We start from the raw sequence: 26,729 nt of genomic DNA on the forward strand, positions 1-26,729 counted from the left end.
AACGGCAGGAGGGCGCCGTTGTGCCCGCGAACTTCGAGCCGGGCATCAGCGTGAGCCGGAACACGACCGGCCCATGCGTATTGGCATTCACGGCGACTGTCAGATGCGGCTTCACAGGGTCACCGAACACGTCCTCGCGGACCATGATCGGCAAGACCGTGCTGTCCAGCGCAACCACCTGTCCAGTCCGGTGGATCACCACATGGACGTTGCACCACCCGGGCGGAACCACCCCGTCCAGACCCTCCAGAGAGTGCTGCCGAGCACGTCACCCTGACCATTCGTCGCTGCCCGGTCCGGTAGCCCGGGACCGATCTGTCGTGCCGAATGTCTCGACGCACTGATGGCTCAGGCGCGCCTTCGTGTGCTTGGAGCCTTCGCCGCCCCCATGGGTGTCCTCAAAGCGCATGCCTGCGGTACGCGTCACGAGCAGGGCGACGGGCTGACAGTTCCCGCAGGGACAGCACGCTTTTCCGGACCAAGAGATCGCCCTTGCCTGTACCTGCCGCGCGGCCGAGGCGGCGTCAGGGTTCGCCCGTCTTCGCCGGTCACCGGCGGAACCGGCTTCACGCGTGGTCGCGCAAGAAGACAGGGATCTCGTCGCGGGTCGGGTAGTTCGGCAGAGGGGCCGGCTTGTTCTGGAGGAACGCGGTGATGACGGCGACGGCCCGGTCGTTGTTGTCGTCGAGGCCGTTCCACATGTGGTGTCCGACTCCGGGCAGGTACTGCGTGCGCTGGATGGCGGGGTCATGGGCGAGCACGGCGGTCGCCCACTGACGGACCTGGGAGGAGCACTCGGCGATCATCAGCATGGCGGGGGTCCTGGAGCGCCTCAGCTGCGGGGCGATGGAGGGTGAGTCCTTGACCGTCTGCTGGATGCGCAGGCTGGCGGCGGCGCTGAAGGAGAAGTTCCGCGCGGTGTCCTCGGTGGGGATGCGGTGCGCGTCGCGCGCGCAGTAGGCGGATGCGGTGTCGCTGCCGAGGTCTGCGGCGGTGAAGGCGTTGTCGCCCTCGGCCTGTCCGATCAGTCCGGTGTCGGGCGGGAGGAGTCCGAGTCGCATCAGGCCGAATGCCACGGCGTACCGCGGGATGTGCGTCGATCGGGGTCCGGTCGGGGCCGGCGCGAGGCCCCGTGCGGAGGCCCGGCCCTTGTGCCCGGTGATGTGCGCGGTGGGGCCGTCCATGGGCCCGGGCTCGGCGATGATCGCCCGGTGCAGGCGTGTGACGACGCCGGGGTCGGCCAGGGCTCGGGTCAGCACGACTCCGCCTCCGGAGAATCCGAGGACGTCGACCTTGCCCTTGTCCAGGCGGTCGACGAAGGCTGCTAGGTCACGGACCGACCTGGAGATCGTGTACTGGTCCATGGGGAGCAGGTCACTTCGTCCGCCGCCGGCCTGTTCGTAGGCGTAGACGTCGTAGCCCTGGCGTGCCAGGAGTTGCAGGAAGCGGTGGTCTTGCACGGAGATACCCCGAACGGGCCCCCCGTGGAGGTACACGAACGGGACGGGATGCCGGGGGCCGGAGTTTGCGGGCGGGTGGTGGTACACCGCGACCCGGCTGCCTGTGGACAGGTTCCAGTGCTGCGTGGACACGAACGGCAGCGGGGGCGGGTACTGCCGGGCCGTGGGCACGGTCGGGACGCAGACCGTCGCGGTCAACGCCGCCGCGATGACCACCGGCAGGAACGGCACGATACGCGTCCAGGTGCGGTGCCGGCCCCGCCAGAGCGCGAAGACGGTCCCGGTCCCGAGGGTCGTCACCCACGCGGCGAGCCCCGAACCCGCCCCGTCCGTGAGGGCGATCAGTGCGAGAAAGACGACGACCAGCGTCGTGACGGCGGCCAGGGCCAGCAGTAAGCGTCCGGTGGAGCGGACGAGACGTAAGACGGGCGTGGGCACGGCGGACCTCCGACAGTTTCAGAACGGTGTTTCAAAACGACGTTATCAGAGGGGTAGGCTGCTGGACGTGGGTAGGCCGAGAACAAACGACGAGGCCGTCAGAGAGCGGCTGGTGGAGTGCGCGACCGAGATGCTCGCCACCCGTCCGCACCAGTCGGTGACGGTCCGCGCCGTGGCGGCTGCCGCCGAGGCGTCGGCGACGGCGGTGTACTCCTTGTTCGGCGGCAAGGACGGGCTGATCGGTGCGGTGCGCGACAGAGCCGTCGCCGGACTGTTCCAGGAACTGTCGGCGGTGCGGACCTCCGAGGACCCACTCGCCGACCTCTACGCGCTGGCCGTCGCCTACCGTCGCTGGGGGCGCGGGCACAGTCACCTGTACACGGTGCTGTTCGGCGGTGTGCAATCCTTCGACCCGTCGGGCGAGGTCGGTGCCAGTGACCCGGTCCGTCCGCTCCTCGCGGCGATCGATCGGGCCCTGACGGCGTCCGTCCTCGCCGGCGACGCGACGTCGATCGCCCTGTCGATCTGGGCAACGCTGCACGGCCTCGTGACCCTTGAACTGGCCGGGGCCCTCGACGCCACCACGGCCGAGGCGGCATTCCGCTCGTCGATCCACGCCACGCTGCGCGGATGGGCGACCGCGGAGGTGTTCCGCGGTCTTCGCGGAGCCGATCTTGCTCGGTGACCCGGTGAGGAACGGTAGGTCGAGGTCAACCATTGCGCCGGGCCCTCACCCCTCGGCCAGCCGGCGGAAGGGACCCGCCGCCGGCGAAGGAACGCATCCGCGCCCTGCGCAGCGGCGGCCCGGTGCGGGCCGCAGGTGGAGGTGCGCGGGGCCGTCGTCGGCCTGCCGCAGCAGCCTCCCGCCTCCGCCGCGTCGGGCGGTCAGCGACGCGTCGCGAGGCTCCGGGCGGGGGGCCTCCCGGGCGGACCCGCTTCACATCCGGCAGCTTTTGACCTTCCCTTGACCATTCCATGAAGTCGATTTTTAGACACTTAGGCAATCCTTATGTGCGTTAGGCGAGCCTTACCTACCTAGGTGAGGCTCGTCGCACGTACGTTTTCCGGCCACTCACTGGAGCCCCCATGCGACCCGCCAGACTCACTGTCGCCACCGCCGCCGCCACCGCGGCCGCGCTGGCCGCCGTCACCGGCTGCACCGAGAAGGGCAGCACCAAGGACGGCGACCACGTGGTCCGCGTGACGGCCACGGACGACAAGTGCGAGGTGTCGAAGAAGGAGTTCCCGGCCGGGCACATCGAACTGGCCGTCGAGAACAAGGGCTCCAAGGTCACCGAGGTCTACATCCTCTTCCCCGACGACCGCGTGGTCACCGAGCGGGAGAACATAGGCCCCGGCACCAAGCAGCGCGTCACCGCCGAGGTGAAGGCCGGCGACTACCAGATCGCCTGCAAGCCCGGCATGAAGGGCAAGGGCATCCGCCAGGCCGTCAAGGCCACCGGCGGCAAGGCCGTCCAGCGCGACCCGCGCCTGGACAAGGCCGTCGCCGCGTACCGCGCCTACGTGCAGCAGCAGGCCGACGAGACGCTGCCGCTCGCCAAGACCTTCGCCAAGGCCGTCAAGGACGGCGACCTGGAGGCCGCGAAGAAGGCGTACGCCCCTTCCCGTATCGGCTGGGAGCGCACCGAGCCGGTCGCCGAGTCCTTCGGCGACATCGACCCGAAGGTCGACGTCCGCCAGGACGGCCTGGAGGACGGCCAGGACCCGGCCACCGACTGGACCGGCTGGCACCGGCTGGAGAAGGCCCTGTGGCAGGACAAGAAGATCGGCGACCGTGAGAAGCAGCTCGCCGACCAGCTGATCACCGACCTGAAGGACTGGCAGGAGCGGGTCGGCAAGGCCGAGATCACCCCGACCTCCATGGCCAACGGCGCCAAGGAACTCCTCGACGAGGTCGCCACCGGCAAGGTCACCGGCGAGGAGGAGCGCTACTCGCACACCGACCTGGTCGACTTCAAGGCCAACGTGGAGGGCGCCGAGAAGTCCTACGAGCTGCTCAAGCCGGTCGCCAAGGAGAACGACCCGGCGCTGGCGAGCGACCTCGACAAGCAGTTCGCGGCGCTGAACACGCTGCTCGACAAGTACCGCGCGGACAAGTCGTCGTACGAGTTCGTCTCGTACGACAAGGTCGGCAAGGCCCAGCAGAAGGAGCTGTCGGACGCGGTCAACGCGCTCGCGGAGCCGCTGTCGAAGCTCGCCGCCGCCGTCGTCAAGTAGGGGATCCGACATGACGGACACGGACGCGACCACGGGCGCGGACGCCACGGACACCACGGGCGAGGGCGCGGGCGGCGGGGAGAAGGCGCCCTCCCGCCGTGCGCTGCTCGGCTGGGGCGGGGCGGGACTCGCGCTCGGCGCCGCCGCGGCCGGCGGTGCGGTGGCGGTGGCCCGCACCGGGGACGAGTCCCGGCCGGCCGGGGCCGCGGCGGGCGGGGCGGTGGAGTTCCACGGCGTGCACCAGGCGGGCATCGCCACACCGGTGCAGGACCGGCTGCACTTCGCCGCGTTCGACGTGACGACCGAGGACCGGGCCGCCTTCGTCCAGCTGCTGAAGGACTGGACCGAGGCGGCGCGCCGGATGACCGCGGGCAAGCCGGTCGGCGAGGGCGCCTACGGCGGTCTGCCCGAGGCGCCGCCGGACGACACCGGCGAGGCCCTGGGCCTGAAGCCCTCCCGGCTGACGCTGACCATCGGCTTCGGGCCGTCGCTGTTCGCGAAGTTCGGGCTCCAGGACCGGCGGCCGGAGGCGCTCGTCGACCTGCCGAAGTTCGCCGGGGACAACCTCGACAAGAACCGCAGCAACGGCGACCTGTGCGTCCAGGCCTGCGCGGACGACCCGCAGGTCGCGGTGCACGCCATCCGCAACCTGGCCCGCATCGGCATGGGCAGGGTCGTCATCCGCTGGTCGCAGCTCGGCTTCGGCAAGACCTCCTCGACGACGCCCGAGGAGCAGACTCCGCGCAACCTGATGGGCTTCAAGGACGGCACCCGCAACATCGCGGGCACCGAGACCGACCGCCTGAAGAAGTTCGTGTGGGTGGGCGAGAAGGAGGGCCCGGACTGGATGGTCGGCGGCTCCTACCTGGTGGCCCGGCGCATCCGCATGCACATCGAGACCTGGGACCGCACCTCGCTGCAGGAGCAGGAGGACGTCTTCGGCCGCGACAAGGGCGAGGGCGCCCCGGTCGGCAAGGCCAAGGAGCGCGACGAGCCGTTCCTGAAGGCGATGAAGCCCGACGCGCACGTGCGGCTCGCGCACCCCGACTCCAACGACGGGGCGACGATCCTGCGCCGCGGCTACTCCTTCACCGACGGCACCGACGGCCTGGGCCGCCTGGACGCCGGCCTGTTCTTCCTGGCCTACCAGCGCGACCCGCGCACCGGGTTCATCCGCATCCAGCGCAACCTGGCCACGGACGCGCTCAACGAGTACATCCAGCACGTGGGTTCGGCCGTCTTCGCGATCCCCCCCGGCGTCCGCGACCAGGCCGACTGGTGGGGCCGGACGTTGTTCTCCGAGGAGGCCTAGCCCCATGTTCTCCAACTACCTGATCGGTCTGCGCGAGGGCCTGGAGGCCTCCCTCGTCGTCTGCATCCTCATCGCCTACCTGGTGAAGACGGAGCGCAGGGACGCGCTGCGGCCGGTGTGGACCGGCATCGGCATCGCGGTCGCCCTGTCGCTGGGGTTCGGCTGCGTACTGGAGTTCGGGTCCCAGGAGCTGACGTTCGAGGCGCAGGAGGCGCTCGGCGGTTCGCTGTCGATCATCGCGGTGGGCCTGGTGACGTGGATGGTGTTCTGGATGCGGCGCACCGCCCGGCACCTGAAGTCCGAACTGCACGGCAGGCTCGACGCGGCTCTGGCGATGGGCACGGGAGCGCTGGTCGCCACCGCCTTCCTCGCGGTGGGCCGGGAGGGCCTGGAGACCGCGCTGTTCGTGTGGACGTCGGTGCGCGCGGCCGGGGACGGCAGCCCGGCCCCGGTGATCGGCGCGGGCCTGGGCCTGCTCACGGCCGTCTTCCTGGGCTGGCTGTTCTACCGGGGCGCGCTGCGCATCAACCTGGCGAAGTTCTTCACGTGGACCGGCGGCATGCTCGTCGTGGTGGCCGCGGGTGTGCTGGCGTACGGCTTCCACGACCTGCAGGAGGCCGACTTCCTGCCGGGCCTGAACGACAAGGCCTTCGACATCAGCGACACCATCGAACCGGCCAGCTGGTACGGCACCCTGCTCAAGGGCGTCTTCAACTTCCAGCCCGACCCGACGGTCCTCCAGGTCACGGTGTGGCTGCTGTACCTCATCCCGACGCTCGCGCTCTTCCTCGCCCCGGCGCGCTTCGGCCGGCGCCGGCCGGCGGAGCAGCCGGTGGGCGACAAGGCCTGACGATCCGTCAGGAGGCAGTGCCGGTACGCACCTCGGCCGGTCCACCACCCCCCGCCCACCCGCGGCAGGCACGCGGTAGGGTTCGCCTCCGGGAAGGGGAAGGTGACGGAACCCGATGAGCAGGGAGCACGGCCCTCGAGGGGCCCGCAGACGTGACCGCGGCGTCCTCATAGCGGCCTCGGTGATCGCTTTGTCGTTGACGGCGAGCGGGTGCGTGGTGGTCCACGGCGAGCGGGAGGTGCTCCCGGCCACCACGCGCGCGGAGGCCGCGACGGCGCTCCAGCGCTTCACGACCGCGTACAACAAGGCCGACCAGGCGTACGACCCTGCCCTCTACGCCGACGAGACCGCCGGCGCCCTCGCCGCCATCGACGGGGCACGGCTGAGGGCCGGGCGGAAGAACAACCCGGGCGGCAACCCGAACCACACCCCGCTGAAGCTGACGGACGCGAAGTTCACCATCCCCAAGAAGGCCGGCTGGCCGCGCTGGTTCGTCGCCGACGCGGCCGGCAACAAGGGCGGTACGGCCCGCTGGCTGCTGGTGTTCGTCCGCAACGGCCTGGGCGAGCCGTGGAAGGTGACGTACCTGACGCTGGTGGTGCCGGGGACCGTACCTCAGTTCAAGAAGGACAAGGACGGCTGGGCCGAGGCCGTCCCCGTGAACGCGACCGGCCTGGCCGTCCCGCCCGGCCGGCTGAGCCAGGAGTACGCGACGTACCTCAAGAGCGGCGGCGGCACCTTCGCGGACGGCCCGCACACCAGCGAGTGGCGCAAGGACCGCGCCAAGGCCGCCAAACGGCCGGGCCTGGTCACCCAGTACGTCGACGAGCCGCTGACGAGCGGCGCGTACGCACCGCTGGCGCTGCGGACGGCGGACGGCGGGGCGCTGGTGTTCTTCGCCACGCACCACTACGAGAAGCAGACCGCCTACCCGGGCACCTCGGTCCCCGAGCCCACCGACGCCGTGCTCGCCCTGACGAAGGGCGAGATCAAGCAGTCGCTGCTGATGGAGCTCACGTCCAACGAGGTCGCCCTGGACCCGGCGAAGGGCAAGGGGAAGGTGTCGGTCCTGGGCCGGATCCAGGGCCTGACCACGGCGCAGGGCAGTTGACGGGCGCGGTCCGCGGCGCGGTGCGGCCGGCGTGCGTTCAGTGGTGCAGGGGCCAGGCCGTGCCCGCGTGGCCGGGCTCCTCGCCGGCGTACCGGGCGCAGGAGTCGGTGAGGACCTCCAGCAGGGTCAGCGGGTCCGGCAGCGGATGCTCGAGGCCGCGCACCCAGTGCACGCTCTGGTCCTCGCCGGGCAGCCGCGCAGGCGGTACGAGCACGTAGGAGCCCCGGCAGTGCCAGCGCAGGCCGGGGTGTTCGTCCATGGTCTCCGGGTGGCAGTCCAGCTCGCAGGGCCACCACTCGTCCTCGTCCTCGGGGGTGCCGCGGGTGAGGGTGAAGAACAGCATGCGGCCGTCGTCGCTCTCGGCGACCGGCCCGACCTCGACGCCCGCGGCCAGCAGCCGCTCCAAAGCCTCGCGACCGGCATCCAGGGGCACGTCGAGGACGTCGTGCACCATGCCGGTCGCGGTGATGAAGTTGGCCTGCGGCTGGTGGCGGGCCCAACGCTCGATCTGGGCGCGGTCGGTGGTGGACTGCGTCTGCCAGGCGAAGGAGACCGGGTGCCGGGCGGGGGTGGGACAGCCGACCCGGTCGCAGGAGCACCGGAAGCCGGCCGGATGCGCGGCGGGCGCGAGGGGCAGCCCCGCGGCGGCGGCGGCGAGCAGCAGGGCCTCCCGGCCGCCGTCGTCGGCGGCGGTCTCCTTCGGGCGGCGTCCGCGCAGCCACTGGGAGAGTTTGCCCCGCAGGCCGGTCCGGCCGCCGAACGTCGCGCTCATCTATCCCCTCGCCTCGCTGTCGTGCGGAACAGCATGCCTTATCGTCCCATCTTCCCTCGCGCCGGGGGGCCAGTGCCCACAACCCGGGTAGCTCGGGGCGAGACGGGCCGCCCTGGGGCGAGACGGTCCCGGCCGGACGAGACGGTCACGGGCGGGCGGGGGTCCCGGTCGGGCGGGACGTACGCCGGCGGGACGAGGCGGCCCAGGCGCCGCGGGACCAGGCGGCCCAGGCCCGGCGGGACGAGAAGCCGCAGGCGCCGCGGGACCAGGCGGCCCAGGCTCGGCGGGACGAGGAGCCACAGGCTCGGCGGGACGCGTGCCGCGGGACGGGATCGGGTGTCATTGCGCGCCGTGCGCCGATGTGGCGCCCTACCGTGGTCGGCATGGTCACAAGGATCGCGCTGACGGGCCTGGCCTCCGCGGCGTCCGTGGTCTCGCTGACCCTCACGGGACCCGGCGGCGGCGTCCAGGCCCCGCTGGAGTGGGGCAGGGCCCCGCTGACGGTGGCGGCACTCCCCCGTGTCACGTACGTCGCCCACCGCGGCGGCGCCCGGGAGGTCCCCGAGAACAGCATGTCCGGGCTGATGGCCGCTTACCGGCGCGGTACGGCACAGGTGCTGGACTTCGACACGCGGGTCCTGCGCGACGGCACCCCGGTCGTCTTCCACGACCCGACCCTGAACCGGACCACCTACCTGGGTGGTGAGGTGAGCGGGCTGGACATCCGGGAGTGGCAGGGGGTGCGGCTGCGGCCGAGGGCGTCGCTGCCGGGGAGCTGGCGGTCGGAGCGGCCTCCGACGGTGGCGGAGGTGCTGGACCGGTTCGGCGGGCGGATCGTGCTGATGCTGGAGGCGAAGGACCCGCGCGGCCTGGGCCGGCTGGCCGCGCTGATCCGGGCCCGGGGCCTGACGCGGTCGGTCTTCGTGAACTCCAACAACCCCGAAGTGGCCCGCCGCGCGCACGCCCTGGGCCTGCTGTCCCAGCTGTGGCGCTCGGCGGACCAGCTGCGCACGGACCGGCCCGAGCGGTGGCGGTCGTACGTCGATCTGCTGGACGTCGACATCAGGGCGCGGGACGCGGACCTGCGGCGGGCGGTGCGCTCGGGCATCGCGCGGGTGTGGGCGCACACGGTGGTCACGCCCGCGCAGCGCGACCGCGCCCTCGCGCTGGGCTGCGACGGCGTCATCACGGACGCGCCCGGGCGGCTGGCCCGGCATCCGGTGCGGGCGGTCCGGGTCAGCGGGGGGCCAGCCCGTTGAGGGCGTAGTCGACGAGGGTGTCGGTGTACTCGTGGCTGATCGGGCCCGTGTACTGCAGCCAGCGCTGGGCCAGCGGCGAGACGAACAGCTCCAGGGCGATGCGCGGGTCGATGTCGGCCCGGATCTGTCCGGCCTCCTGCGCGGCGCGCAGCCGGTCGACGTAGAGCTGGAGCGAGGGCCCCAGCAGCCGGGCCATGAACTCCCGCCCCAGCGGCTCGTTGACCACGCCCTCGGCGGCCAGCGCCCGAGCCGGGGCCTCGTACCTCGGGTCGCGCAGTTCGTCGACGGTGGCACGCAGCACGGCCTTGAGGTCGGCGGCGACGTCGCCGGTGTCCGGGATGGCGTACGGCGCCTGCCCCGCCTCCCCCTCCGCCGCCTCCTCGGCGGCCTGCAGGCTGAGGTCGAGGAACGCCTCCATCAGGACCTCCGCCTTGGAGGGCCACCACCGGTAGATCGTCTGTTTGCCGACACCGGCGCGGGCGGCGATGCCCTCGACGGTGGTCTTCGGGTAGCCGACCTCCACGACGAGGGCGAGGGCGGCGTCGTAGATGGCCCGCCGGGACCGCTCGCTGCGGCGGGCGGCGTCGGGGGCGGGCCTGCCGGAGGCGGACCGGGGGGACTTCTGTGCGGCCATGGCCCGAAGGTATCAGGTTGACAAGACGGGCCGTCTCGCCGGAGAGTGAGGCAGCATGGAGCGAGACGAACCGTCTCGTATTCGACGAGAGCGAGGAGATCAGTGATGGCCCGCAACGGATCAGGGAACATGCTGGGGGTCGGCGGGACGCGGCGGAAGCTCGGCCGCCAGGCTCTGCGCGGCGGTGGCCAGGCGGGCGGGATCGGCGGCACCGATCCCCAGGCCCGGAAACGGGAGCTGCTGCGCAGGCTCCAGGAGAAGCGGCAGGAAGAGGGCACCAGCCACGAGTCCTGCTGATCCTGGACACACTCGCGCCTCCCCCGCCCGGGGCCGGGTCACCCGGGGAGCGGGGGCCCGGACCCCGCCGGAGTGCCGAGCGGCCCTGGCGGTGCGAGTCTGATGGCGGGGTCGTGCCGCCCGGGGCCGGACCCCTGGACGACGGGTGTTCCGGAAGGTGGGCGCATGACCGGCGATGTCAGCGGCGGACGCTCCCGTCCGGCCGGGCGGGAGGCACGGCGTCACGGCCTCGTCGTCCGGTCCCGGTGCGCCGCCCGTCGCCCCACCGAGTGATGAGACGGGCCGCCACGCTGCTGAGGTCGGCCTGTCCCTGGCTGACCGCGCCGGCCCTCGCCATCACCATGACCACCTGCTACTTCGTCCTGCCCCTGGACCGTCTGGGCCCGCACCGCCCCGCCCTGAGCTGGACCCTGTTCGGGCTGGCCCTGGCGCTCGTGGCCGTGCTGCTCCTGCGGCAGATCCGGCACGTCCTGCTGGACCGGCCGCACAGCCGGCCCGGTCTGGTCATCCCCGTGCTGATGTGCCTGTCCGTCCTGGTCTTCGCCACCGCCTACCAGGCGCTGGCGCAGCGCCCCGGCGCGTTCACCGGCCTGACGACCCGGCTGGACGCCCTGTACTTCACCCTGGTGACGCTCGCGACCGTCGGGTACGGCGACATCACCCCGCAGAGCCAGACGGCGCGCCTGGTCACCATCCTGCAGATCCTGTACAGCTTCGTCTTCCTCACCGCCGCGGCGACCGCCCTGAGCCGTCACATGGGCAAGGCGGTCCGGCGCCACGCGTCCGGCCCCGTCCCTCGCCGGGCACGGCATGATCCGGACGACGGGCTCTCCTAGCCCTCGGCCGGCGGCCAGGCATCGCCCCACTCCGCGTCCCTGGCCGCCTTGTACAGCTCGCCGTGGCGCTTGGTGACCGTGGACCGGCGCAGGGCCGGTTCGCTCTCGCACAGGTCGAGCAGGACCTGGCCCTTGCGGATCTGCGGCCGTCGTACGACGCGGGAGGGGGCCGGGGTGACGGGGAAGCGGGCGGCGGCCACGTAGCTGAACTTCTCGTCCTCGTAGGCGAGCGAGCCGCCCTTGACCTGGCGGTGCAGGGAGGAACGGCTGACCCGGGCCGAGAAGTGGCACCAGTCCGTGCCAGGCGCGATGGGGCAGGCGGCACTGTGCGGGCAGGGCGCGGCGATGTGGAAGCCGGCGCCGATCAACCGGTGGCGGGCCTCCAGGACACGGGCGTAACCGTCCGGGGTGCCGGGTTCGACGATGACCACGGCCTGCGCGGCGGCCCCGGCGGCGTCCACGAGGGCGGCCCGGTCCGGGGCCGTCAGCTCGTTGAGGACGTAGGACACGGTGACGAGATCGGTGCTCTCCAGGGTGAGCGCCGCTCCGATCCGCGAACGCTGCCACCGTACGTCCCGCAGCGCCGGGTGCGCCGCGGCGATCTCCCGGCCGACCGCCAGCGCGGGCTCGGCCCAGTCGAGGACGGTCACCGGCCGCTCCCCGCCCCAGGTCGCGCTCACCGCCCAGGTCGCCGCGCCGGTGCCGCCGCCGACGTCCACATGATCGCCGGGCACCCACCCGGCGGCGGCGTCCGCGAACGCCGTCAGCGCCGACCGCACGGCCGCGAAGGTCGCGGGCATCCGGTACGCGGCGTACGCGGCCACGTCGGCCCGGTCCCGCAGGATGGGCGCGTCGGTCGGGGTGGCCCCCCGGTAGCTGGCGATCAACCGCTCGACGGCCTGCGCGGCCCGCTTCGGGGGGATCCCGTCGAGCAGCCCGGCGAGGGCGGTGCGGAGGGTCTCGGCGACCGGGAGTGCGGGGGCGTTCACCCGGCGATTCTACGAGGGGTGCGCTGGTCCGCTCGGCGCCGGCGGCAAGAGACCGTGCCGACCGTGACCGTGGCGGGCCACGCGATGGTCGACCCGTCGGAGCGGGAGCTGCCGCGCCCGGCGCGGGCCCACGTACCGCACCTGCTGCCCTGGCCGGTCCCCGGGACCGCGCCGGGTCCCGCGTCAGCCGGCCTTGCGCACCGCCCGGGCCAGCCGGGTCCCCGCCGCCGCCCGCGGGGTGCTGTCCGGGGGCCTGCGCCGGGGGTGGACGGTGTTGGCCAGTAGGACCAGGAAGGTGTCGGTCGCCGGGTCGAGGACCAGGGACGTGCCGGTGAAACCGGTGTGGCCCGCCGCTCCCCGGCCCGCCAGTTCCCCCATGAACCACGGCTGGTCCACCGCGAAGCCCAGCCCGGGCGGGACGAACAGCAGGTCCACGAAGTCCGGGCCGAGGATGCGGGCGGGGCCGTAGGAGCCGCCCGCCAGCAGGGTGCGGCAGAACACCGCCAGGTCCCGGCCGGTGGAGAACAGGCCCGCGTGCCCGGCCACCCCGCCCAGCGCCCAGGCGTTCTCGTCGTGGACCTCGCCGCGCAGCATGCCCCGGTCGGCCTTGGCCCACGGCCGCCGCTGGTCCTCCGTCGCCGCCGCGCCCGGGCACGGGCCGAACCCGGTGGCCGTCATGCCGAGCGGGCGCGTGATGCCGTCCCGGACGAGGACGTCCAGCGTGCGGCCGGTGAGGCGCTCCAGCAGGTGCTGGAGCAGCAGCATGTTGAGGTCGGAGTAGCAGTACGTGCCGGGCGCGCCCACCGGGGCCTCTTCCCGCAGCAGCGCGAGCCGTTCGGCGGCGTCGGCGCAGTCGTACAGCGGCAGCTCGGGGCGCAGCCCGGAGGTGTGGGTGAGCAGCTGGCGCACGGTGATGCCGTGCCGGGCCGCCGCGGTGAAGTCGGGCAGGTAGGCGCCGACCAGGGCGTCGATGCCCAGCGTGCCGCGCTCGATCTGCTGCACGGCCGCCACCGCGGTGAACAGCTTCGTCAGGGACGCCAGGTCGAACGGGGTGTCCACCCGCGTCGGCACACGGGCCTCGGGGGGCAGTTCCACGCCCGAGTCCGTCTCCTGGTCGTACGCCGCGTACCGTACGGCCCAGCCCGCCGCCTCCTCCACGGCGATCACCGGTCCGCGCCCGGCGACCACGACGGTGCCCGCGGCCCACGGGCGCCGTCCCGTCGTGAGGATCCGCACCTCCCGGACCAGCCGGCGGAGCTCCTCGCGGTCCAGGCCCGCCCGCTCGGGTGTGCCGTGGCGCAGTCTGGGTGCGCTCAGTTGCCCGCTCCCTCCGCGTTCGGCCGCGCGCTGTCCGCCTGCCACGGTCGGCACAGTCCCACGAAGCTCGCCAGCGCCACCAGCGCGGCGGCCAGCTGGACGACGGCCATCGGGACGGCGGTGCCCTCCCCGGCGACGCCGACCAGCGGGGAGGCGACCGCGCCGATCAGGAAGGAGGAGGTGCCGAGCAGGGCGGAGGCGGAACCGGCGGCGTGCTGGACGCGCATCAGCGCCAGCGCCTGGGTGTTGGGCAGGGTGACGCCCATCGCGGACATCAGCACGAACAGCGCGGCGGCCACCGGGGCGAGCCCGACGTCGGCGAAGACGCCCAGGGACATCAGCAGCAGCGCGGTCGCGGCGGTGATGACCAGCGCGAGGCCGACGGCCAGCACCCGGTCGAGGCGGACCCGGCCGACCAGCACCTTGCCGTTGATCTGGCCGACGGCGACCAGGCCGACGGAGTTGAGGCCGAACAGCAGGCTGAACGTCTGCGGGGAGGCGCCGTAGATCTCCTGGATCACGAACGGGGAGGCCGAGACGTAGGCGAACAGCGCGGCGAAGGCGAAACCGCCCGCGAGCATGTACCCGGTGAAGGACCGGTCCGCGAGCAGGGCGCGCATCGAGCGCAGCGCCTCACCGACCCCGCCGCCGTGCCGGCTGCCGGCCGGCAGCGTCTCGGACAGCTTCGCCCAGACCACGGCCGCCAGCAGGGCCCCGACCACCGTCAGGACGACGAACACCCCCCGCCAGTCCGTCACGCGCAGGATCTGCCCGCCGATCAGCGGCGCCACGATCGGCGCGACCCCGGAGATCAGCATGAGGGTGGAGAAGAACCGGGCCATGGCCATGCCGTCGTACAGGTCGCGCGCCACGGCCCGCGCGATGACGATCCCGGCGGCGCCCGCCAGGCCCTGCACCAGCCGGAAGGCGACCAGCGACTCCACGGTGGGCGCGAGCGCGCACAGGGCGGTGGCGACGACGTAGACGGCGAGGCCGGCGAGCAGTGGACGGCGCCGGCCCCACCGGTCGCTCATCGGGCCGACCACGAGCTGCCCGAGCGCCATGCCGGCCAGGCAGGCGGTGAGGGTGAGCTGCACGGTCGCGGCCGGCGCGTGCAGGGCGCGGGTGACCTCCGGCAGGGCCGGAAGGTACATGTCCATCGCCAGCGGGGGCGTGGCGGTCAGGCCGCCGAGGACGAGGGTGACCAGCAGGCTCGTGCGGCGGACCGTCGCGGCGGCAGTACCCGGTGCCGGGCCGGCCGCCCTCGATGCCGTACGCGCGGTGTCCGCCGCGTGCGCTGTGGTGGCTGCCGCTGTGGTGGCTGTGGTCGCTGTCGTCTGTGTCGTGTCGGCTGTGGTCGGTGCCGTCTGCGCTGTGCTCGGTATGGACGCCCCGCCCTCGGGCATGCGGCCCTCCCCTTTCCACGGATCCGGCACCTATGCTCTCAGGTCGTACAGACTGCTTGAAACCGCAACGGCGAGGGTGGGGCGTAGATGACGGCGGACAGCGTGCGGTGGGGGATCCTCGCGACGGGCGGGATCGCGGCCGCGTTCACGGCGGATCTGCTGGACCTGCCGGAGGCGCGGGTCGTGGCGGTCGCCTCGCGCTCCGAGGCGTCGGCGCGGGCGTTCGCCGAACGGTTCGGGATCCCGCGGGCGTACGGCGAGTGGGCCGCGCTCGCCGAGGACACCGACATCGATGTCGTGTACGTCGCCACCCCGCACGCGGCGCACCGGGCGGCGGCCGGGCTGTGCCTGGCGGCCGGGCGGAACGTGCTGTGCGAGAAGCCGTTCACGCTGAACGTGCGCGAGGCGGGGGAACTGGTCGCGCTGGCGCGGGAGCACGGGCGCTTCCTGATGGAGGCCATGTGGATGTACTGCAATCCCGTGATCCGGCGCGTCGCCGAGCTGGTGCGGGACGGGGCGATCGGCGAGGTGCGCACGGTGCAGGCCGACTTCGGCCTGGCCGGGCCCTTCCCGCCCACCCACCGGCTGCGGGACCCGCAGCAGGGCGGCGGGGCGCTGCTGGACCTGGGCGTGTACCCGGTGTCGTTCGCGCAGTTGCTGCTCGGGGAGCCGGCGGACGTCACGGCGAGAGCGGTGCTCTCCGAAGAGGGCGTCGATCTCCAGACGGGTGCGGTGCTCTCATGGGAGAGCGGCGCTCTCGCTTCGGTGCACTGCTCCCTCGTCAGCGACACCCCACGCACCGCGTCCGTCACCGGCACGCAGGGCCGGATCGACCTCCCACACGGCTTCTTCCACCCCGACCGCTTCGTGCTGCACCGCGACGGCCGTGCACCGCAGGAGTTCACCGCCGATCCCGCGGACGGGCCCGGCACCACCTTCCGCCATGAGGCCCGCGAGGTGATGCGCGCCCTGCGCGCCGGCGAGACCGAGTCCCCGCTGGTCCCGCTGGACGGCACCCTCGCCGTGATGCGGACGCTCGACGCGATCCGGGACCGCATCGGCGTGCGCTACCCCAGCGAGACGGGCGAGCCGGAACTCACCCCGGCCTGAGCCCCGGCTCACCCGGCGTTCCTGCGCTGACCGGCCTGGCCAAGTCCCTGTCGCTGGACGGGCGGCCGTACCGCATCGCCGTCGGCCAGATCGGCATCGGCAACGCGGTGACCGGCATGACGGCCCGTATGCGCACGGGAGTCCCGCCGGCAAACGGGGAGGTCACCCCGGAACCGGTCATGGACGTCGCCGACGCGGCCCGCGCTGTGCGGCATCTGACCGAACCGCCGCTGAAGGCAAACCTCCAGTTCGCGACGGTGAGGGCGACGACGATGCCCTGCATCGGGCGCGGCTGAGGACCCGCCCGGGATCGTCACCTCTTCAACCTGCACAACTGGAATCACATCTTCCGCTGCGTCGAGGCCGGTGGGAGGCTTATGCTCGAAGCCTCCTCCACGAAAGCTTCACAGTTGGAGCAGGAGGATTCCGCTGCCACCTCATCCGGGGGGACGGCAGCCGTTCCACGGCACCGGAGTGGGGGTGGACCCCGCGTGGGACCGCGGGGTACGCACCGGTACGTGGAACGGCTGCCGCATACGCCGGCCTCGTCGGCCCCTCGCCGCCTCCCTGTCAGCCTCGGTGCCGCCCCTTGCCACCGCGGTTCCCGGCCCGCCGCCCGGCGCCGGCCGCCCGTCGCGGGGTGCCGGTGGCCGACCGCTCGGTCCTGGCCGATCGCGCGGCCCTGGTCGCCGAGGGCTCGGTGCCGGTGGCCGCTCGCCCCGCGCCGCCGGCTCGTTTGCGCAGGGCCCACAGGCCGCCCGCCAGCAGGGCGGCCGCGCCACCCGCGCCTTCCACCAGCCACAGCACCGAGGACTTGCCCGTCCCCGTCCCGGGCATGCCCGCCTCCGCCGCCCGCCGCGGGAGCGACACCCCGTCACCGCCGCCGCCCCCGCCCTCGCTCAGCGGCGCGACGAGCCTGCCGACCGGGCGGGCCGAACGGGCGTGGGCGAAACCCCAGTCGAGGAGCGCGGCCGTCTCCTCGTAGACGGCGTCGGGCTCGTTGCCGGGGTGCATGACCGTGACGAGCAGGGTGCGGCCGGCACGGGTCGCCGCGCCGGTGAAGGTGTTCCCGGCATGGCTGGTGTAGCCGTTCTTCACGCCGATCAGCCCCGGGTACGTACGCAGCCCCCACGCCCCGCTCAGCAGCCGGTCGGTGTTCTGGATCTGGAAGGTCCTCCCGCCACCGGCGGGGAAGTCGGCGGTTCTGGTGCCGCAGTACGCGCGGAACGCGGCCTTCCGCAGCCCGTACCGGGCGAAGAGCGTGAGGTCGTACGCCGACGACAGCTGCCCCGGATGGTCGAAGCCGTCCGGACTGACCACGTGGGTGTCCAGCGCCTGGAGGTCCCGCGCCTTCGCCTGCATCTCGGCGACCGTCTTCGCGACACCGCCGTTCATGTGGGCGAGCACGTGCACGGCGTCGTTGCCGGAGCGCAGGAAGACGCCCTGCCACAACTGCTCGACGGTGTACGTGATCCCGGCCTGGATGCCGACGAGGCTGGAGCCGGCCGGGATGTCGGCCAGGTCGGCGGCGGTGACGGTGTGCCGCGCCGTGCGCGGGAAGACCGGCAGGACCGTGTCGGCGAACAGCATCTTCAGCGTGGACGCGGGCGGCAGGCGCCGGTGCGCGCGGTACGCCGCCAGCACCTCACCGGTGTCGTGGTCGGCGACCAGCCAGGACCGGGCGGTCAGCCGTGCGGGCAGCCCGGCGGCAGCGGCCCCGCCGCCGACCTGCACGCCGTCGCGGGCCAGCCGCTCCCCGCCGACCGCGCTCGCCTCGGCAGCGGCGGCGGAGGCGGTGGTCGCCGCGGCCAGGGGTGCGATCGCGGCGAGGGCGAGCAGGGAGCGTCTGGTCAGCGGCGGTGTCTGGTGCGAGTGGTGCATCCCGCGACCGTACGAAGCGGACCGGCGGCGGGACGCCCAAAACCCTCAAAAAGTACTCAAAGGAACCGCAATACCTGCGAAAGGGAACCGCCCCACGGGCGGAACGCACGGTTCACCGCCCGAGGACGCGTTCCACCTCGGCCATCTGCCGGGCGCTGAGCGGTCCCTTGTCCAGCGCGCCCGCGTTCTGCTCGGCCTGGGCGACCGAACGGAAGCCCGGGATGGGCACGGTCCGCGGGCTGCGCGCCCACAGCCACGCCAGCGCGCCCTGGGCCAGCGTACGGCCGTCGCCGGTGAGGACGTCACGCAGGGCCTCCACCCGGGCCAGCCACCCGGGATCGGCGCCGGACCCGTCGCCGAAGCCCTGCAACCAGGCCGGCGGCCTGCTGCGGATGTCCCCCGCCTCGGGCGCCCGCCCGTCGGTGTGCTTGCCGGTGAGCAGCCCCATGGCGAGCGGGCTGCGGTTGACGCTCGCCAGCCCGGCGTCCTCGCAGAGCCGGAGCATCTCGGGGGCGTCGTTCAGGACGTTGAGGGCGTGCTGGACGGCGGCGCAGTGCGGCCCTTCGGCGAACACGGCGGCACGGGCGGGGTCGTCGGTGCTCCAGGCGTAGGCCCGGATCAGCCCCTCCCGCACCAGTTCCTCGCAGACCTCGCGCAGCCGGGCGGCCCGCTCCGGGTCGGCGTCGGAGAGATGGAACTGGTACAGATCCACGTAGTCCGTGTCCAGGCGGCGCAGCGAGTCGGTCAGCGCGCGCCGTACGTACGCCGGTGAGTCGTCGCTCCCGGTGAGGGTGCGGGTCCGCTCGTCGAAGACGTTCCCCCACTTGGTGGCGACGACGACATCGGCCCGGCGCTTGCCGAGGGCCCGGCCCAGCAGCCGTTCGCTGTGCCCTGCGCCGTAGGTGTCGGCGGTGTCGAAGAAGGTGACACCCAGGTCGAGGGCGCGCCGGATCGCCCGTACGGACTCCTCGTCGTCGACCCGGCCCCAGCCCAGCGGCTGGCCGTCGGCGGCCTGCCACTCGCCGCCGATGGCCCAGCAGCCGAAGCCGAGGGCGCTGACCTCGATACCGCTGCGGCCGAGTGTCCGGGTGGTCGTGCTGCCTGCGTTGGTCTCCATGCCGGGGACGCTAGGAGGTGGAGTGCACGCGAAGGCAAGAGCCGGGGAGGTTTCTCCACGGTCGCCGCCCCTGCGACCCGCCACCCACACCACCCGAACGGCGTCCGGGCCCGGCCCGCCGGATGTCCCCCGGCGTCGGCGGTGCGACGGTGGAGACAGGGACTCAGACATTGAGGGAGACAACGTGACGCGGTACGACCGACGTGATCTGGGCCTGCTGCTGCTCCGGCTGGGAACGGGCGGGGTGCTGGCGGCGCACGGCGCGCAGAAGCTGTTCGGCTGGTTCGGCGGCGGTGGTATCGCGGGCACCGGCCACTTCATGGAGTCCGTCGGCTACGCCCCGGGCAAGGCCAGCGCCGCGGCGGCGGGCCTGGCGGAGGCCGGCGGCGGCACGCTGCTCGCCCTGGGCCTGGCCACCCCGGCGGCCGGTGCGGCGGCGGCCGGGGCGATGGCGGGCGCGGCGGCGGTCCACACCCCGGCCGGCTTCTTCAACCAGAGCGGCGGCTACGAGTACGCCGCCTCCCTGGGCCTGGCGGCCCTGGGCCTCGCGGTGGCGGGGCCGGGCCGGTTGTCCCTGGACCACGCCCTCGCCCACCGCTTCGACCGCGGCTGGATGGTGCCGACGGCCCTGGCGGCCACGGCGGCGGGCACGGCGTTGGTGGTCGGGGCTCGGGCGCGGCGGTTGCGGGAGAAGAAGGAGGGGGAGCAGGAGCCGCTGTTCGAGGAGTAGAACTTTCTCCTCCGGGAGCAGAGCCACCGGTGTCAGACCCTCATGACAGGCTCTGCCCCCATGAGCGACCACGCGACGTCCGCCCCCTGCCCCGTCGGCCTCTGGGACTCCGTCGAGGCCCTGTGGACCTGGCTGGAGAGCAACCACCCGACAGGCGGCCGGGAGGGCCTGCTGCTGCGCCTGCTGAAGCTGTCGGAGGAGGTCGGGGAGGTCGCGCAGGCGGTGATCGGGGCCACGGGACAGAACCCGCGCAAGGGCGTCACGCACGGCTGGGACGATGTCCAGGCGGAACTGTGTGACGTGGTGATCACGGCGCTGGTGGCCCTGCGAACACTGACGCCTGACGCCCGCGAGGTGTTGGAGGGGCATGTGGGGAGGGTGACGGAGCGGTCGCTCGGGAGTGGCGGGAGGTCCTGAGAGAGTCCCTCGGCGCGCTCCATCGACGGGGCGTACCGACCGTTGACCGCCGGTAGGGGTTCCTCGGCGCGGAGCACCCGCCCTTCCGCTCGGGCTCGGCGGGTTGGGCGGGTGCTCTGTGCCGACGGCGTGCCGGAGCGGGCGTTGGTCCCTGCGTCAGGGCGCCACCGCGCGGCCGGTCTGCGGGGAGATCGCGCCGGCGCACAGGCCGCGGGCGGCCAGCCCCTGCGCGATGCGTGGGATCGCGGCGAGCGTGTTGGCGGCCCAGTCGTGCATGAGGATGATCTGACCGTTGGTGAGCCGTCCGGCGGCCTGCACGATCGCGTCCGTGCTGGCGCCGTTCCAGTCCTGCGAGTCGACGTCCCAGATGATCTGGGTCAGGCCGTACCTGGCCGCCACCGCCCTGACCGTCGCGTTGGTCTCGCCGTACGGCGGGCGGAACAGCTTCGGTGTGCCGCCACCCGCGGCCGCGACGGCCTGCTGGGTCCGGGAGATCTCCGCGTCGATCTGCGCCTGGGTGAGCTGGGTCAGATGGGGGTGGGTGTAGCTGTGGTTGCCGACCCACATGCCGGCCGCGACCTGGGCCCTGACCTGGGCCGGGTTGGCGGCGGCGTACCGGCCTTCGTTGAACATGGTGGCCCGCAGTCCGTTCTGCCTCAGCGCGTTCAGCAGAGCGGGCGTGTTCCCGGACGGCCCGTCGTCGAAGGTCAGTGCGACGTACCCGTTGCAGGCGGCGGCCTGCGCTGGGGTGGCGTGCGCGGTCAGGGTGCCGGCGGCGGCCAGCGCCAGGGCGGCGAGGACCGTTGCCAGGCGGCGTCCGGTCCGGCGCGGCCCGGCGGCGCTCACGACGCCACCGTGATGGTGGAACTCCCGCTGCTCTGGTAGCCCTCCGTCGCGAGGATCATGTAGTACCTGAAGCTGCCGAGCGGCATCCCCGCGCGGGCCCAGGCGTCGAAGTGGTTGCCGGTGGTGATGGCGCCGCCCGTCCGCCTCGACTGCCGCACGCTCCAGTACTGGTTGAAGGTCCTGGTGCCTTCGACGGACGGGGCGTTGTACCGCGTGGTCTGGTAGATGTCGTACGTGCCGCCGTCGCTGGTGACGGTGCCCTTGTACGCGCCGGTCGGGCGGTAGGTTCCCCAGTTGTCGACGATGTAGTACTCGACGAGCGGGTTCGACGTCCAGCCGTAGAGGGCGAGGTAGGCGTTGCCCGACGGGTTGAAGGATCCCGAGTACCGCACGGTCCTGCGGGAACCGTTGCTCCACCCCTTGCCGGCGACGAAGTTGCCGGTGTTCCGCCAGTTCGTGCTGTACGTGCCGCCCGAGTCCAGGGTCATGGACACCGTGCCCTGCGCGTCGGTCCAGAACGAGTAGAAGAAGCCGTTGTGCGTGCCGGTCTGGTTGGTGTTGATGACGGTGGCGGCCCGGGCCGTACCGGGCAGGACCAGTGCCGACGCGGCGCCCAGCAGCATGGCGCAGGCGGTCCTGCGCGTGGTCGGGTGTGCGGGTCCGAAGGCGTTCATGGCGAGGTTCCTCCTCTGTGCGACAAGGAGCAGGAGCGTGCTCGCAGTGTTGACCTGACCCCATCAAGCGTCAATAGTTTCGGTCGCTGGAGCGAAATATTTCGATGGTTCTAGGCGCGTAACACGCGGGTTTTGGCCATGCGCAGGGGGTGCACTGACCGGGGAAATGACAGGCGTCAGCTTCGAATGTTTCGAAGTGTTTCCGGAGCGGTGTCGCGCGCCTGCTCCTGGCCGGCCGTTACGCCGGGCTGCGGGAGTCCGTCGCGCTGCTGGGTGCGTCGGACAGGGCGATGCGCGCCGTGATGCGCTTGCCGACCGGCTCCTGGTCCATGAACAGGTTCTGGGTGACGGCCTTGACGATCTCCAGGCCGTGCTGGCCGATCCTGCCGGGATCCGCCGCCCGGGCCGTCGGCACCGTGGGGTCGCTGTCCCACACCACGATCTCCACGTGGCACGGGGTGATGCGCAGCTCCATCAGGACGGGACCGGGAGCGTACTTACGGGCGTTGGTGACGAGCTCGCTGACGACCAGCTGGGTGAGGTCCCGCGCTCGGGACGTCACCGGCACCTGATGGTCGGCGTGGGCCTGGTCGAGGAAGGATGTGGCGTGTTGACGGGCGTCGGCGATGCAGCCGTCGTCTCCGCCCAAGGCGTAGCCGGCGCGCAGGAGGTCCTGGCCCGGCTCGGTACAGCCGTCACCGCTGGCATGAGATCCCACTGGCCTCGCCCTCATTCCCCGTTCCCGCGCACGCCAGTACCCACCCTCCTCCCTTGCATGCCGCAGGGGTGTTGTTCGACACAGCCGCCCGAGTGTATTCGGCCGGGACGGTGAGGCAGAATCGTCCCGCACACCCTGACCCGGGGTAACGCAGAACGTAGTCGAGAAGGCGGTGAGCCACATCGAGAACGCCGACCGGCCGGCCCGGTTTTCCGCCGAGCACCGCATGGTCGAGGGCATCCGTGTCGTGGCTCTGCGGGGCGAGATCGACCACGATGTCAGGGCCGTGCTGAGCGAAGTCCTGCGCGTCGAGCACGACGCCGCAGCTCCGCGGGTTGTCGCGGACCTCAGCGAGGTGACCTTCATGGACTCCAGCGGCATCAACGTCTTCGTCTCCGCCCACCAGCAGGTGCGGGACGCCGGCGGGTGGGTCCGTATCGCAGGCGCGCAGGAACCGGTGCTGCGTGTCCTGCAGCTGGTCGGTGTCGACGCCGTCATCCCGTGCCATCCCACCGTCGAGCAGGCGCTGACCGCCTGACCGCGTCAGGCGGGGCGGTCGGTGAGGGCGGGGCCCGGACGCCGCATGCGTGAGGCGGCTGCCGAAACGGACAGCCGCCTCACTCCGTGCTCCGTTGCCCGCTCAGCCCCGGACGATGTTCTGTGCCTGCGGCCCCTTCTGGCCCTGGCCGATGTCGAAGGTCACGTGCTCCCCCTCGGTCAGCTCGCGGTACCCGTTGCCCTTGATCTCGGAGTAGTGCGCGAAGACGTCCGGGCCCCCGCCGTCCTGCTCGATGAAGCCGAAGCCCTTCTCGGAGTTGAACCACTTCACGGTGCCGCTGGCCATACCTGTCGAATCCTTCGTCCATGCCCAGGAACAGCCCTTCAACCGGGCGTGCTCCAGCCCCTGCAACCGCACGAGCCAGAAGCCGTTGTACCCCCGATCGCCCCGCTTATCCGACCGACGACACACCCCGGGCCACCCCCGTCTCACCCGCGCGCCGCAGCCTGTCGCTCCTCGTCCCTCTCCCGCCGGGCCCGCCGGGCGTCATCGGCGCCATGGCGGGAAGCGAAGCCTTTGCCCGCGTCTGCTGGCAGCCGATGCCCGGTCTGTGCGACGTTGGACGGACAACCGGCCTGGTCTGGCAGGAGCACCCCTACCCCCTGAAGGTCGACTCCTGCTCGGCTGTGCGTGCCCCCACGTCACGCGCTTGATACCCCTCAGCCTGCGGGGTGTGATGGGCTCGACCCCCGGAGACGAGGGACGAACCATGAAGGACCTCACCGTCACCACCCACCAACACGCCGACCGCACCGTGGTCACCGTGGCCGGGGAGATGGATCTCGACTCCTGCCCCGCTCTCGAGGCAGCGACACTGGTCATCCCTCTCGGCGGGAAGACCTTGCAGCTGGAGATGTCCGGGGTGTCCTTCATGGACTCGGTCGGCCTGAACCTTCTGCTGAAGCTCCGCCGACGGCTTGTGGCCCAGGGCGGCCGGCTTGTCGTCACCGGCCTGCAGAGGCAGCCCGCGAGCGTGCTGCGTCTGACCGAGACGGACGCGCTGCTGACCAGCGAGGCCACACAGGTCGCCTGACCGCTCGGCCCTCTTTTCCGGATCTCTCCGGCCGCCGCGGCGGTGCGCCAGTCGGCGGCTTACCCGTCGATTCCAGCAGCCATCCGCGCCGGGCGAGTCGCCGCCGGGTGCCGGCGCCGACCCGGTCGACGCCGATCCGCGGCAGCTGCCGGCTGTGACCGCGCGGCCGTGGCAGCCCGAAGGTGACCGGCAGCGAGCGGGGGCTGCCATGCTGGAAGGGGTGCCCGGAAGAGGTGGCGAGCGTGGACCCATCGGAGCGGATGCTGAAGGTGCTGACCGGGATGCTCGACGAGTCGCACCTGACGGACTTCGGTCATCTGCCGGGCCTGATCGCCCGGCATGCCGGGGCAGCGGACATGGCCGATGCACGGCTCTTCCTGGCCGACCTGCGTCAGCAGGTCCTCAGGGAGGTCACCGGGCGGGGACTGAGCGCCGCTGACGGCGGTGAGGTCTTCCTGGTGGAGGGCACGCTGCCCGGCCGGGTCTTCGCCGGCAGCCGTCGTCAACGCGGTGGAGGCGGCGAGGGCGGCCGCTGGTGGGTGCCGGTGCTCGACGGCACCGAGCGCCTCGGCGTCCTGCGGGCCGATCTGCCCGACGGTGTCGGGCCCGAGCAGCTCGAGACGCTGGCCGCACTGGTCGGCATGATGGTGGTCAGCAAGCGCCCGGCCAGCGACGCCGCCGCTCGTCTGGAGCGCACCGAGACGATGAACGTGGCCGCGGAGATGCAGTGGAACCTGATGCCGCCGCGCTCCTTCGCCAACCACGACGTCGTGATCGCGGCCGCGCTGGAGCCGGCGTACGAGATCGGCGGTGACGCCTTCGACTACGCGATCGCCGACGACCAGGTCCACCTGGCCGTCTTCGACGCCATGGGGCACAACAGCCACGCCGGGCTCGCCGCCAACCTCGCCGTGTCGGCCTGCCGCAACCAGCGCCGCCAGGGCACCGGCCTGGTCACCACCGGCGAGCGCGTCGAGCAGGTCCTGGTCGACCACTTCGGTCACAGCACCTACGTCACCGCCGTCCTGGCCGACCTCAACGCCACGAGCGGGCTGCTCAGCTGGATCAACCGCGGTCACCACCCGCCCGTACTGATCCGGGGCGGACGATGGGTCACCGCGCTGACCTGCCCGCCGGCGCACCCGCTCGGCACCGAGCTCGGCATCAGCGCCACCCTCTGCCGCGAACACCTCGAACCCGGCGACCGCGTCCTGCTGTACACCGACGGCATCACCGAAGCCCGCGACGCACGCGGCCGGGAATTCGGCCTGCACCGGTTCACCGACTTCATCATCCGCCACCACGCCGACGGCCTGCCCGTGTCCGAAACCCTGCGCCGTCTCATGCGCGCCGTCGTGGACCACCACGCCGGGCGGCTGGTCGACGACGCCACCGTCGTCTGCCTGGAATGGCACGGCCCCAGCCGCAACAGCGCACTCCGCCCCGTTTACGGCTCGGCAACGGACGCGGATGACGCCGATGACATCGATGACACCGACCACGCCGACGCTGAGCGGCAGCGCGAGGCGTAGCGCCGGCCGGCCGAGGTCGCACAGGGCCGAGCCGCGCTCGGGCCGGTGACCGGGGGGCGGCACGACGTCGTCGGCACGGTGGGAAGATTGCGCCTGTGAAGGCAACAACCAGTGACATCGAGAAGGCGGCCGAGGTGCTGCGCACCGGCGGCCTGGTGGCTCTGCCGACCGAGACCGTCTACGGTCTGGGCGCCAACGCCGAAGATCCCGCCGCTGTGGCGCGTATCTTCCAGGTCAAGGGACGCCCGCCCTCCCACCCGCTGATCGTCCACATCGGCGGCGCGCAGCAGCTGGACGACTGGGTCCAGGACGTGCCCGCAACCGCGCGCCTGCTGGCCGAGCACTTCTGGCCGGGGCCTCTCACGCTGGTCCTGCGGCGCGGGCGACGGGTTCCTCTCGAGGCGACCGGCGGCCTGGAAACGGTGGCCGTACGCGTACCCGACCACCCCGTCGCGCTCGCGCTGCTGTCGGCCTTCGGCGGTGGTGTCACGGCCCCGTCCGCCAACCGCTTCGGCTCGGTCAGTCCCACCACCGCGGCTCACGTCCGTGCGGAGCTCGGTGAGGCCGTCGACTTCGTCCTGGACGGCGGCGCGTGCGAGGTCGGCGTCGAGTCGACCATCGTCGACGCCACCGGTGAGATCCCGAGCATCCTGCGGCCCGGCGGGGTGACACGCGAGGACCTCGAAGCGGTCCTGGGGTGCCCGGTCGCCGTCCCTTCGACCAGCCGTGTCCGGGTGCCGGGCCAGCATCCGTCGCACTACGCCCCCCGGGCGCGGGTCGTCCTCGTCGAACCGGAGAAAGTCGTCGCCGAGGCAGAGCTCGCACAGGAGCTGGGACACCAGGTCGGCGTCCTTCTGCCCCCCTCCGCCGCCGACACCCCGGTGAAGGCGCACGCCGTGGTGGCCGTCCCCGCCTCCACGGCTGCCTACGCGCGCGGCCTGTACGGGTTCCTGCGCGATTTCGACAAGCGAGGCTGTGACCTCATCGTCGCGTCCCTGCCGGCAGAGGAGGGACTGGGACTGGCGATCGCCAACCGGCTCCGCCGCGCCGCCGGCCCCCGGCCTGATTGAGCATGGGGTATAGACCGAGCGGTTTCCGAGCGGTCCAGGTGTGAGCGACAAGCGGGGAGGAGGGCCGCCCGGGCAGGGTCCGCGCTGGGGGGAGACCGCGACACGCCGCGTCGCGGAGGGACA

General features: G+C 72.6%; 27 protein-coding genes and 1 pseudogene. 16 read left to right on the forward strand and 12 right to left on the reverse strand.

Annotated features, from left to right (window positions below):
• Window positions 1-566 precede the first annotated feature (566 nt).
• Window positions 567-1,898 (reverse strand): alpha/beta hydrolase, encoded by a 1,332-nt coding sequence (locus AB0K80_RS26465; protein WP_365673748.1) that lies wholly within the window; start codon window positions 1,896-1,898, stop codon window positions 567-569.
• A gap of 67 nt (window positions 1,899-1,965) precedes the next feature.
• Here AB0K80_RS26465 and AB0K80_RS26470 point away from each other — a divergent pair, with 67 nt between their 5' ends.
• The 5 genes from AB0K80_RS26470 (at window position 1,966) to AB0K80_RS26490 (ending at window position 7,409) form a co-directional block, all read left to right on the forward strand.
• Window positions 1,966-2,583, forward strand: a complete 618-nt coding sequence (locus AB0K80_RS26470; RefSeq protein ID WP_365673750.1) for a TetR-like C-terminal domain-containing protein — start codon at window positions 1,966-1,968, stop codon at window positions 2,581-2,583.
• Window positions 2,584-2,984: 401 nt separating this feature from the next.
• Entirely contained in the window at window positions 2,985-4,136 is a 1,152-nt protein-coding gene (efeO, locus tag AB0K80_RS26475) for an iron uptake system protein EfeO (RefSeq protein ID WP_365673752.1), read from the forward strand.
• A gap of 10 nt (window positions 4,137-4,146) precedes the next feature.
• On the forward strand, window positions 4,147-5,448 hold the full coding sequence (gene efeB, locus AB0K80_RS26480; protein WP_365673754.1) for an iron uptake transporter deferrochelatase/peroxidase subunit: 1,302 nt from the start codon (window positions 4,147-4,149) through the stop codon (window positions 5,446-5,448).
• 4 nt (window positions 5,449-5,452) lie between these two features.
• Window positions 5,453-6,298 carry an iron uptake transporter permease EfeU gene (gene efeU, locus AB0K80_RS26485; RefSeq protein ID WP_365673756.1) on the forward strand — a complete coding sequence of 282 codons (846 nt, stop codon included), beginning with the start codon at window positions 5,453-5,455 and terminating at the stop codon, window positions 6,296-6,298.
• Between the two features lie 115 nt (window positions 6,299-6,413).
• Complete coding sequence (locus tag AB0K80_RS26490; RefSeq protein ID WP_365673758.1) at window positions 6,414-7,409, forward strand: hypothetical protein; 996 nt, start codon at window positions 6,414-6,416, stop codon at window positions 7,407-7,409.
• A 37-nt stretch (window positions 7,410-7,446) separates the two neighbouring features.
• Here AB0K80_RS26490 and AB0K80_RS26495 read toward each other — a convergent pair whose 3' ends face one another.
• Window positions 7,447-8,181, reverse strand: coding sequence for a bifunctional DNA primase/polymerase (locus AB0K80_RS26495; protein ID WP_365673760.1), 735 nt, complete (start codon window positions 8,179-8,181; stop codon window positions 7,447-7,449).
• A 383-nt stretch (window positions 8,182-8,564) separates the two neighbouring features.
• On the opposite strand from AB0K80_RS26495, the gene AB0K80_RS26500 reads away from it, so the two are divergent.
• Window positions 8,565-9,440 carry a glycerophosphodiester phosphodiesterase gene (locus AB0K80_RS26500; RefSeq protein ID WP_365673762.1) on the forward strand — a complete coding sequence of 292 codons (876 nt, stop codon included), beginning with the start codon at window positions 8,565-8,567 and terminating at the stop codon, window positions 9,438-9,440.
• On the opposite strand, the gene AB0K80_RS26505 is transcribed toward AB0K80_RS26500, so the two are convergent.
• Entirely contained in the window at window positions 9,418-10,074 is a 657-nt protein-coding gene (locus AB0K80_RS26505; protein WP_365673764.1) for a TetR/AcrR family transcriptional regulator, read from the reverse strand. The genes AB0K80_RS26500 and AB0K80_RS26505 overlap by 23 nt on opposite strands.
• Window positions 10,075-10,179: 105 nt before the next feature.
• On the opposite strand from AB0K80_RS26505, the gene AB0K80_RS26510 reads away from it, so the two are divergent.
• Together AB0K80_RS26510 and AB0K80_RS26515 are read left to right on the forward strand one after the other, a co-directional pair.
• On the forward strand, window positions 10,180-10,371 hold the full coding sequence (locus AB0K80_RS26510; protein WP_365673766.1) for a DUF6243 family protein: 192 nt from the start codon (window positions 10,180-10,182) through the stop codon (window positions 10,369-10,371).
• Between the two features lie 341 nt (window positions 10,372-10,712).
• On the forward strand, window positions 10,713-11,207 hold the full coding sequence (locus tag AB0K80_RS26515) for a potassium channel family protein (protein ID WP_365673881.1): 495 nt from the start codon (window positions 10,713-10,715) through the stop codon (window positions 11,205-11,207).
• Here AB0K80_RS26515 and AB0K80_RS26520 read toward each other — a convergent pair.
• The 3 genes from AB0K80_RS26520 to AB0K80_RS26530 all read right to left on the reverse strand — a co-directional run bounded on the left by AB0K80_RS26520 (window position 11,204) and on the right by AB0K80_RS26530 (window position 14,919).
• Complete coding sequence (locus AB0K80_RS26520) at window positions 11,204-12,196, reverse strand: small ribosomal subunit Rsm22 family protein (RefSeq protein ID WP_365673767.1); 993 nt, start codon at window positions 12,194-12,196, stop codon at window positions 11,204-11,206. The genes AB0K80_RS26515 and AB0K80_RS26520 overlap by 4 nt on opposite strands.
• A 183-nt stretch (window positions 12,197-12,379) precedes the next feature.
• Window positions 12,380-13,567: a serine hydrolase domain-containing protein gene (locus AB0K80_RS26525; RefSeq protein WP_365673769.1), complete on the reverse strand. Its 1,188-nt coding sequence runs from the start codon at window positions 13,565-13,567 to the stop codon at window positions 12,380-12,382.
• Entirely contained in the window at window positions 13,510-14,919 is a 1,410-nt protein-coding gene (locus AB0K80_RS26530; protein WP_365673771.1) for a multidrug effflux MFS transporter, read from the reverse strand. The genes AB0K80_RS26525 and AB0K80_RS26530 overlap by 58 nt, the downstream gene beginning before the upstream one ends.
• An 87-nt stretch (window positions 14,920-15,006) precedes the next feature.
• Between AB0K80_RS26530 and AB0K80_RS26535 the strand changes: the two genes are divergently transcribed.
• Window positions 15,007-16,029: a Gfo/Idh/MocA family oxidoreductase gene (locus AB0K80_RS26535; RefSeq protein WP_365673772.1), complete on the forward strand. Its 1,023-nt coding sequence runs from the start codon at window positions 15,007-15,009 to the stop codon at window positions 16,027-16,029.
• 23 nt (window positions 16,030-16,052) lie between these two features.
• Window positions 16,053-16,325: pseudogene (locus tag AB0K80_RS26540) on the forward strand (3-oxoacyl-ACP reductase); the annotation flags it as partial.
• A gap of 274 nt (window positions 16,326-16,599) precedes the next feature.
• Here AB0K80_RS26540 and AB0K80_RS26545 read toward each other — a convergent pair.
• Window positions 16,600-17,910: a D-alanyl-D-alanine carboxypeptidase gene (locus tag AB0K80_RS26545; RefSeq protein ID WP_365673774.1), complete on the reverse strand. Its 1,311-nt coding sequence runs from the start codon at window positions 17,908-17,910 to the stop codon at window positions 16,600-16,602.
• Between the two features lie 112 nt (window positions 17,911-18,022).
• Window positions 18,023-19,027, reverse strand: a complete 1,005-nt coding sequence (locus AB0K80_RS26550) for an aldo/keto reductase (protein WP_365673777.1) — start codon at window positions 19,025-19,027, stop codon at window positions 18,023-18,025.
• A gap of 184 nt (window positions 19,028-19,211) precedes the next feature.
• Here AB0K80_RS26550 and AB0K80_RS26555 point away from each other — a divergent pair, with 184 nt between their 5' ends.
• Together AB0K80_RS26555 and AB0K80_RS26560 are read left to right on the forward strand one after the other, a co-directional pair.
• A complete protein-coding gene (locus tag AB0K80_RS26555) occupies window positions 19,212-19,757 on the forward strand; it encodes a DoxX family membrane protein (RefSeq protein ID WP_365673778.1) in 546 nt (181 codons plus the stop codon).
• 60 nt (window positions 19,758-19,817) lie between these two features.
• Window positions 19,818-20,174 carry a MazG-like family protein gene (locus AB0K80_RS26560; RefSeq protein WP_365673780.1) on the forward strand — a complete coding sequence of 119 codons (357 nt, stop codon included), beginning with the start codon at window positions 19,818-19,820 and terminating at the stop codon, window positions 20,172-20,174.
• 156 nt (window positions 20,175-20,330) lie between these two features.
• On the opposite strand, the gene AB0K80_RS26565 is transcribed toward AB0K80_RS26560, so the two are convergent.
• The 3 genes from AB0K80_RS26565 to AB0K80_RS26575 all read right to left on the reverse strand — a co-directional run bounded on the left by AB0K80_RS26565 (window position 20,331) and on the right by AB0K80_RS26575 (window position 22,412).
• Window positions 20,331-21,020 carry a polysaccharide deacetylase family protein gene (locus AB0K80_RS26565; protein WP_365673782.1) on the reverse strand — a complete coding sequence of 230 codons (690 nt, stop codon included), beginning with the start codon at window positions 21,018-21,020 and terminating at the stop codon, window positions 20,331-20,333.
• Window positions 21,017-21,694, reverse strand: a complete 678-nt coding sequence (locus tag AB0K80_RS26570) for a glycoside hydrolase family 11 protein (protein WP_365673784.1) — start codon at window positions 21,692-21,694, stop codon at window positions 21,017-21,019. Before AB0K80_RS26570 ends, AB0K80_RS26565 begins: the two co-directional genes overlap by 4 nt.
• 238 nt (window positions 21,695-21,932) lie before the next feature.
• Complete coding sequence (locus tag AB0K80_RS26575; protein ID WP_365673786.1) at window positions 21,933-22,412, reverse strand: ATP-binding protein; 480 nt, start codon at window positions 22,410-22,412, stop codon at window positions 21,933-21,935.
• A gap of 172 nt (window positions 22,413-22,584) precedes the next feature.
• Here AB0K80_RS26575 and AB0K80_RS26580 point away from each other — a divergent pair, with 172 nt between their 5' ends.
• A complete protein-coding gene (locus AB0K80_RS26580) occupies window positions 22,585-22,950 on the forward strand; it encodes an STAS domain-containing protein (protein WP_365673788.1) in 366 nt (121 codons plus the stop codon).
• Window positions 22,951-23,052: 102 nt separating this feature from the next.
• On the opposite strand, the gene AB0K80_RS26585 is transcribed toward AB0K80_RS26580, so the two are convergent.
• On the reverse strand, window positions 23,053-23,256 hold the full coding sequence (locus AB0K80_RS26585; RefSeq protein WP_356466421.1) for a cold-shock protein: 204 nt from the start codon (window positions 23,254-23,256) through the stop codon (window positions 23,053-23,055).
• Between the two features lie 424 nt (window positions 23,257-23,680).
• Between AB0K80_RS26585 and AB0K80_RS26590 the strand changes: the two genes are divergently transcribed.
• From AB0K80_RS26590 to AB0K80_RS26600, 3 genes are all read left to right on the forward strand, one after another.
• A complete protein-coding gene (locus AB0K80_RS26590) occupies window positions 23,681-24,004 on the forward strand; it encodes an STAS domain-containing protein (protein WP_365673790.1) in 324 nt (107 codons plus the stop codon).
• A gap of 242 nt (window positions 24,005-24,246) precedes the next feature.
• Window positions 24,247-25,536, forward strand: coding sequence for a PP2C family protein-serine/threonine phosphatase (locus AB0K80_RS26595; RefSeq protein WP_365673792.1), 1,290 nt, complete (start codon window positions 24,247-24,249; stop codon window positions 25,534-25,536).
• 95 nt (window positions 25,537-25,631) lie between these two features.
• Window positions 25,632-26,606: an L-threonylcarbamoyladenylate synthase gene (locus AB0K80_RS26600; protein ID WP_365673794.1), complete on the forward strand. Its 975-nt coding sequence runs from the start codon at window positions 25,632-25,634 to the stop codon at window positions 26,604-26,606.
• Window positions 26,607-26,729 lie beyond the last annotated feature (123 nt).

It is taken from the genome of Streptomyces sp. NPDC052682, assembly GCF_040678435.1.
GTDB lineage: Bacteria > Actinomycetota > Actinomycetes > Streptomycetales > Streptomycetaceae > Streptomyces.